At 67.7% G+C, this 6,456-nt stretch carries 6 protein-coding genes; 3 read left to right on the top strand and 3 right to left on the bottom strand.

The features are described 5' to 3' along the window. Positions 1-467 precede the first annotated feature (467 nt). Positions 468-812: a hypothetical protein gene (locus tag RIF93_RS17670; RefSeq protein ID WP_309092765.1), complete on the bottom strand. Its 345-nt coding sequence runs from the start codon at positions 810-812 to the stop codon at positions 468-470. Positions 813-1,224: 412 nt separating this feature from the next. Here RIF93_RS17670 and RIF93_RS17675 point away from each other — a divergent pair, with 412 nt between their 5' ends. Continuing rightward, positions 1,225-1,695 carry a hypothetical protein gene (locus RIF93_RS17675; protein ID WP_309092766.1) on the top strand — a complete coding sequence of 157 codons (471 nt, stop codon included), beginning with the start codon at positions 1,225-1,227 and terminating at the stop codon, positions 1,693-1,695. A gap of 140 nt (positions 1,696-1,835) precedes the next feature. After that, the gene (locus RIF93_RS17680; RefSeq protein ID WP_309092767.1) at positions 1,836-3,206 is read left to right on the top strand and encodes a hypothetical protein; all 1,371 of its coding nucleotides are present in this window, start codon (positions 1,836-1,838) and stop codon (positions 3,204-3,206) included. 105 nt (positions 3,207-3,311) lie between these two features. Here RIF93_RS17680 and RIF93_RS17685 read toward each other — a convergent pair whose 3' ends face one another. Together RIF93_RS17685 and RIF93_RS17690 are read right to left on the bottom strand one after the other, a co-directional pair. Further along, on the bottom strand, positions 3,312-3,602 hold the full coding sequence (locus tag RIF93_RS17685) for a hypothetical protein (RefSeq protein ID WP_309092768.1): 291 nt from the start codon (positions 3,600-3,602) through the stop codon (positions 3,312-3,314). A gap of 171 nt (positions 3,603-3,773) precedes the next feature. Next, entirely contained in the window at positions 3,774-4,517 is a 744-nt protein-coding gene (locus tag RIF93_RS17690; RefSeq protein WP_309092769.1) for a DUF899 family protein, read from the bottom strand. Between the two features lie 332 nt (positions 4,518-4,849). On the opposite strand from RIF93_RS17690, the gene RIF93_RS17695 reads away from it, so the two are divergent. Continuing rightward, a complete protein-coding gene (locus RIF93_RS17695; protein ID WP_309092770.1) occupies positions 4,850-6,379 on the top strand; it encodes an MFS transporter in 1,530 nt (509 codons plus the stop codon). Positions 6,380-6,456: the final 77 nt, after the last annotated feature.

Genomic DNA, 6,456 nt, shown 5'->3' on the forward strand with positions numbered 1-6,456 from the left:
CCCCCGCCGCCGTCCGCCGCAGGATCTCCTCCGCCGTTTCCACCCCGTGCCGCACCGAGGTCGGCCAAGCGGCCTCGTCCGCCCCGACCGCGGTCGGGAACTCGTCCTCCATCGCCATGTCAGATGTCCTCTTGTCTCTACCTCCCCCGCGAAGCGGCGGGAGGGGGACCGTCCGCCGAAGAGCGGACGGTGGAGGGGGCAAGCCCCACGCAAAGCGTCGCAACAGCCGCCCCACCTCCACTGGGGGAGGGGGACCGTCGGCCAAAGCCCGAGGGTGGAGGGGGCCGCGCGCGACCGATTGCGGCGACGTCATCGGTATCCGATCGGTCCAGCGGACCGCTCGGCGCAGAGCCTGCCCTCGGCAGCGCGCAAGCGCGTCCCGGGGAACGCCCGCGCTCACGGAGCGCGGGCCGGACCGCTCCCCAACCTGTCCGAAAACAAGAAGGGGCGTCCCCGCCCCCGCCAACCTAGTCTCCGGAAAAATCCATCGGCCGCCGCTTCGAGAGCCTGGACCCCGGCCGCGCCGATCGGTCGATCATCGCCCGCGCCGTCCGCGTCCGGGCCGCCGCGCCCGCCAGCACGATCCACGCCGCCGCAGCCCCGCCGAGCCCCCACAGGACCACGGCCCCCGGCCCGCCCCCGTGCCTCAGCTTCCACACCGCCGCGCCCAGCCCGGCCACCGCACAGACCGCCGTCCACCCCGCCGCCTGCGCCCGCGGCGACCGACGCATCTCCAGCAGCGCCCAGAGCATCACCGCCCCCAGGCCCAAAAGCCCGAACCCCACCGCCAGCAGCCCGTCCACCAAGCTCACCGCCGCCTCCGCCCGTCAGCCGCCGCCGCAACGATAGCCCAGAACCAGACACGAAAAAGGGGCGTCCCGGCCCCTCCGGTCGCACTTCGCAGCGATGCCGGAAAGCTACCGAAAACGCGCGCGGGAGTCAAGAACAAAGCTGGAACATCAGCCGATCCCGCGGCCGCTCGGGCGACCACTCGTGACTCGTAGCTGATCCTAAGAATGTACACTTTCGGGTGCGTACCCAGCTGGGCCGCAGAGGTGCGCTTCTGGCGCGCGACGGCAGTTAAGCGCTGTTCTCCAATCGAACTGCTGCTCATGCTCCCCACGGCCCGCCGCAGTCCAGAGCCCGGCGGGTCGGCGTCACGCCTCATCAATTCCCTCGCAATCGTCCTAGCGTTAAGCTTTGCTCAGGTGCGGGGAGGAGAGTATGCGCGGATTGGCCCTGGGCCTGACTTTGATGCTGGCGAGCGGCGGCGCTGCGATGGCGGCAGAAACCCTCGCCGTGTGCGGCGCCGTCAGCGGACGCGCGTACTACGTCGGCAAAGGATTGGTGCCCGACGACGAGGCGGGCTGGACGGACGACCGTATCGGCAATGGGAAGATCACCCTCACGCGCGACGCGAAGGGCGAGCTTGATGTGTTGTTCGCTGACTCGACCGGCGCGATCTCTTCCAGCCGTGCGGAGGGCGCGGTCGTGTTTCCTGGACGCATGGCTTCTGATGACGCTGCGGTGATCGTTGCCTATCCCGGAGCGAGCTTGGAGATCTACCACTTCGTTCGAGACCGGGCGGGCAAGCACCGCGTGATCTTGGTCCAAAGCAAGGGAGGTACAATCCCGATCACCAAAGGGTCTGTGATGGTCGGTGAGTGCTCGTCTCTGGATTTGCCATCGAGCTGACCATCCGGCGAGAGCCGCTTGCTCTGCGGCCCAGTCTAAATGGCTGCTCCTGGCGAGAAACGGGCTCTGAACGTGCGCCCCCAGAAGTTGCAGGCGCCGCATTCTCGTGCAAGCGTTGCCCTAGATCAGGGGGGATCTACATGAACAAGAAGCTGCCGCCGGCCTTGGTGAGCGGGGAGCGGGCGCGCCTGTTTCCGATCCTGGCGGATACGTCCAAGGAGGGCCGAACGCTCTCCATCTTCTTGGCCTGCCTTGAGAATGTGCCCGAGTTCGGACGAGCGCTGCTCGGCAGTTTGGACTTGCGACTCGGAGCCCGCGCCAGCCTCGAAACTTATACGGAGGTGGTGCTGAAATCCGGGCTGGCGGATCGGAAGCATCGGCCTGATGGCCTTCTGGTCGTAGACACCAGTCGCACCGTGTGGACTGCGCTCGTGGAAGCCAAGGTGGGTTCCGCCGAGCTCACGAACGAACAGATCGAGTCCTATCTTGAGCTGGCTCGCCTGAACGGCGTGAACGCAGTGATTACGCTATCCAACCAGTTCACCGCGCTGCCGACCCATCACCCGCTCACCGTCAAGGCTTCTCTGACGAAGAAGGTGGACCTGTTCCACTGGTCGTGGGGCTACGTGATCACTCAGGCTCACTTGCTTACGAACAATGGCGAGGTCACCGATCGCGAGCAGCTGGTTCTCTTGAAAGAGCTTCAGCGGTTTCTTTTGCACCCCAGTTCCGGTGTGAAAGAGTTCGATCAGATGCCTGGCGCTTGGACGGACGTTTGCAGCGCCGTGGCCGCCGGCGCGTCTCCCATCGCGAATGCCGCCGCTGCGCGTGAGGTCATTGGCGGGTGGCACCAGCTGATCGACCAGCTCACGACGCAGCTCAGCCGGCAGATCGACGCCAACGTCCGCATCGAGCTATCGCGGCAACACGCGGATGATCCAGCCCTTCGCCTGAAGGAGTGCGTCGCCGAGCTTGGGCGAGACGGATGCCTACGCGCAAGGCTCCTAGTGCCCGACGCCGCTGCGCCCATTGAAGTGTCGGCGGACCTGAAGAAGCGTTCGGTCACCCTGCAGATGGACCTGAAGGCTCCGGCAGATCGGAAGAGCACAAAGGCTAAGGTCGCCTGGCTGCTCCGCCAGCTGAGTCAGGTAGAGGCGAAGGATCTGCACGTTCGTCTGCGCTGGCCCGGGCGCGCGGCGCCGACGCAGTATCCTCTCGCCGACCTCCTTGCCAGCCCCGACCTCGGCGCCACCGGTAGGGAGGCTTTGACCCTCATGCGGATGGAAGTCCTGCTGGTGAAGGATCTCGGCGCCCGCTTCGCGCAGCGCAAGAACTTCGTGTCCGAGTTCCTGGCCGCAGTCCCCGAGTTTTACGACAAGGCGGCCGGGAACCTGCGCGCTTGGCAGCCCCGCCCCCCCAAGCTGTCGAACGAAAAGGCGACGCCCGATTCGGTCAGTTCCGATGCGCTGCGCGAGGAGCTGGAACTCGAGGCGTTAGACCGACAAAGTTGAACCTCATCGACTAGAAGCGGCCATTAAGGTCCGCTTCTAGACCCGACCCTAAAGTCAGCTTCTGGCGCGATGCGGTCGAATGTCATCGTTTAGGCACCCGCATGTTCAAAGCAGCATCAGCGCCGCGAACGCGATCCAGGGCAGCAACCCAAGCCCCAAGACCAGTCGCCACGTCCACCGCTCGCCGCGCCGCCAGACGAGCAGCATCAGCGCATACAGCGCCACGAGAGGATGCGCGCCGACCAGCCACCCGAATGGCGCACCGCCCGGTGCCGTCGAGAGCATGAGCAGGAACACGTTCGGAACGATGCTGGAGATCAGGAGCAGGATGACCGCCGCCCGCCCGATGAGTCGGAGCCCACGCTGAGGTCTGGATGTCGCGCCGTTCTCGGTCACGCCCGTTCTCCTGGTGGCCGCACGCTGAGGGGATTCTTAGCCGCTCAATCCTACAGCGCCGCCGATAGGAAGCTCGCCGCTGCAGCCAAGTTGCAGTGGCATTGCGCAAGGTCTGCTTCCTAGCAGGAACCCGAGGTCCGCTCCTGGCGCATCCGAGACCTTGGCGATCTCCTACGGGTCGGGAGCGGCCAATTCGTCCGAGTATCCCGCCTTCAGCCGGGGCCATTGGGCGGTGGGGCGCCCGTCGGTGGTCATGCCTTCGGGCTCTTGCGGCCAACCCGGCGGCGAGTCTTCCCAGTCCTGCTGCCGTCCGTAGACCGTGAGATCGAGAAGCCGATAGTTGTTGTCCATGGCTTCCACGCCGCGGCGCGTGGTCCAGTAGGTCTCGAACACCGCGGAACCCTGCCGCAGGTAGCAGATCAGGTACATCGTCCGGGGCTTGCGGCCTGCTAGCAGCGTCTCCAGCGAGGCGTCGGGCACGGCGTACCAGGGCATCTGCCAGCCCATGAAGTCGCGATACCGGGCGCTTTCCTCGAGGGGGCCTTGGCAGAAGGTCGCGTACGTCACGCCCTTGGCGTTGAGCGTCGAGAGCTCCTTCACCTGCGCCGTGAAGAAGGTGCAGCCCTCGCACTGCCCTGACGCCGGGCGGCCCGGGTACCACATGAAGTAGTATGCGATCAGGAGGCGACGGCCTTCAAACGCGTCTAGCAGCGTCACCTCTCCGCGGTCGCCGAGCAGGCGCGTCGCGGCGTCAACCCTCACCATCGGCAGACGCCGACGGCTGGCGGCGATGGCGTCCGCCTCGTGGGTATGGGCCTTCTCCCTGGCCCGCAGCGCGTCCACCTGGGCTTGGTAGGCGGCCCGATCCACGAGCTCGGGCATGGCAGGTTCGGTCCGGTCGGTGGGGGCGGCCATCGCTTCCTCCTTGCTGGCGTCCGACGCAAGAGCGCCTTCTCCACATCCCCCCGGCGAGGCTAGGTCTCGGGCGCAGCTCCCGCCATGCCAAGCAGACCCCGCTTTCCTGCCAAATCGATGGGTTCGGAGCACGAACCGATGATCGCTCGTAGCCACCGTTCCGGCTGCGCGCGCCAGGGCGCTGGCTGGACGGTTCGGTCTGTGCGCGGGCCGCGACGTCCGTTCCTGCCCACAGCACTCCCCCCTTCCCCTCCGCCCCGTCACCTGCCTAACCTCACCCCAACCAAACGCCCGTTCGAGGCGGCGCACCGGGGAAGAGGACGCACACGCCCATGGCGACCACTGAGGCTCAGACCACCCCCGACGCCCACCCGGCCTACACCCCGGCCTACAAGACCACCGTCCTGTGGCTGCTGGTCATCGCCTACACGTTCAACTTCATCGACCGGACGATCATCTCGACGATCGGCCAGGCGATCAAAGAGGACCTGAAGCTCACCGACGAGCAGCTGGGCTGGCTGGGGGGCCTGTCGTTCGCCCTGCTCTACACGACGCTGGGCATCCCGATCGCGCGGCTGGCCGAGCGCAAGTCGCGCGTCAACATCATCACCATCGCCATCGTCGTCTGGTCGGGCTTCACCGCGCTGTGCGGCCTGGCGACCAGCTATGTCCAGCTGCTCCTGTTCCGCGTCGGCGTGGGCGTCGGTGAGGCGGGGCTGTCGCCGCCGGCCCACTCGCTGATCAGCGACTATTTCGAGCCCAAGAAGCGGGCCTCGGCGCTTTCGATCTACGCCTTCGGCATTCCGCTGGGCACCATGTTCGGCGCCATCGCCGGCGGCTGGATCGCCCAGAACGTGAGCTGGCAGGCGGCATTCATGCTGGTGGGCCTGCCCGGCATCGCCGTGGCCGTGGCCATCAAGCTGATCGTCAAGGAGCCGCCGCGGGGCTGGTCGGACCGCCAGTTGGCGGCCGAGACGGCCGCAGCCGCCCAGGCCGCCAGCGCCGAGACGCCCGGCGCCATCGGCCGCGAGGCCTCGGCGGCCGGCGCGCCCAACCCGCCGCTGTCGTCGGCCGAGATCATGGCGACCAAGCCGCCGTCGATGTGGGCGGTGACCAAGCGGCTGTTCGGCTCGTGGGGCATGTTCCACATGGCCGCCGGCATCACCCTGGCCAGCTTCGCCGGCTACGGCGCGGGCCAGTACGTGCCGCCCTACCTGATCCGCCAGTACGGCATGGACCTGGCGACGGCCGGCCTGCTGTTCGGGCTGGTGGCGGGGGTGGCCAACGGCGCGGGCACGCTGCTGGGCGGCTTCCTGACCGACTGGGCCAGCAAGCGGAACCTGCGCTGGTATGCGCTGGTGCCGGCCATCGGCCTCCTGATCGCCACGCCGCTCTACCTGTGGACCTTCACGCGCGACACCTGGCAGGCGGGCGTGGGCTTCTGGCTGCTGGCGGGCGTACTGCACTACACCTACCTCGGCCCCACGTTCGGGGTGGTGCAGAACGCCATGGACGTGCGGATGCGCGCGACCGCGGTGGCCATCCTGTTCTTCGTGCTGAACCTGATCGCCCTGGGCTTCGGCCCGCCCTTCACCGGCTGGCTGATCGACCAGTTCGCGCAGAACGCCTGGATGACGGCGGGCGGGACCGAGGCCTTCAAGGCGGCCTGCCCCGGCGGCCTGGGCCCGGCCGGCGCGCCGGCGGCGGTGGATGCGGCGTGCAAGGCGGCCACCGCGGTGGGGACGCGGCTGGGGCTCCTGGGCACCACCCTGATCTACGCCTGGGCCGGCCTGCACTACCTCCTGGCCGCCATCACCCTGCCCCGCGACATCGCCCGGGCGAAGGCGGCCCAGTCCGCCTAGCGGCCGCCTGTGGCCCGGCTGCAACCAGCGGGTGATTTCCGCACGCAGTCCGGGTGGTTCAAGCTTGACACTCGGGA

Source organism: Phenylobacterium sp., assembly GCF_031181185.1.
In the GTDB taxonomy this organism is placed as follows: domain Bacteria; phylum Pseudomonadota; class Alphaproteobacteria; order Caulobacterales; family Caulobacteraceae; genus Phenylobacterium.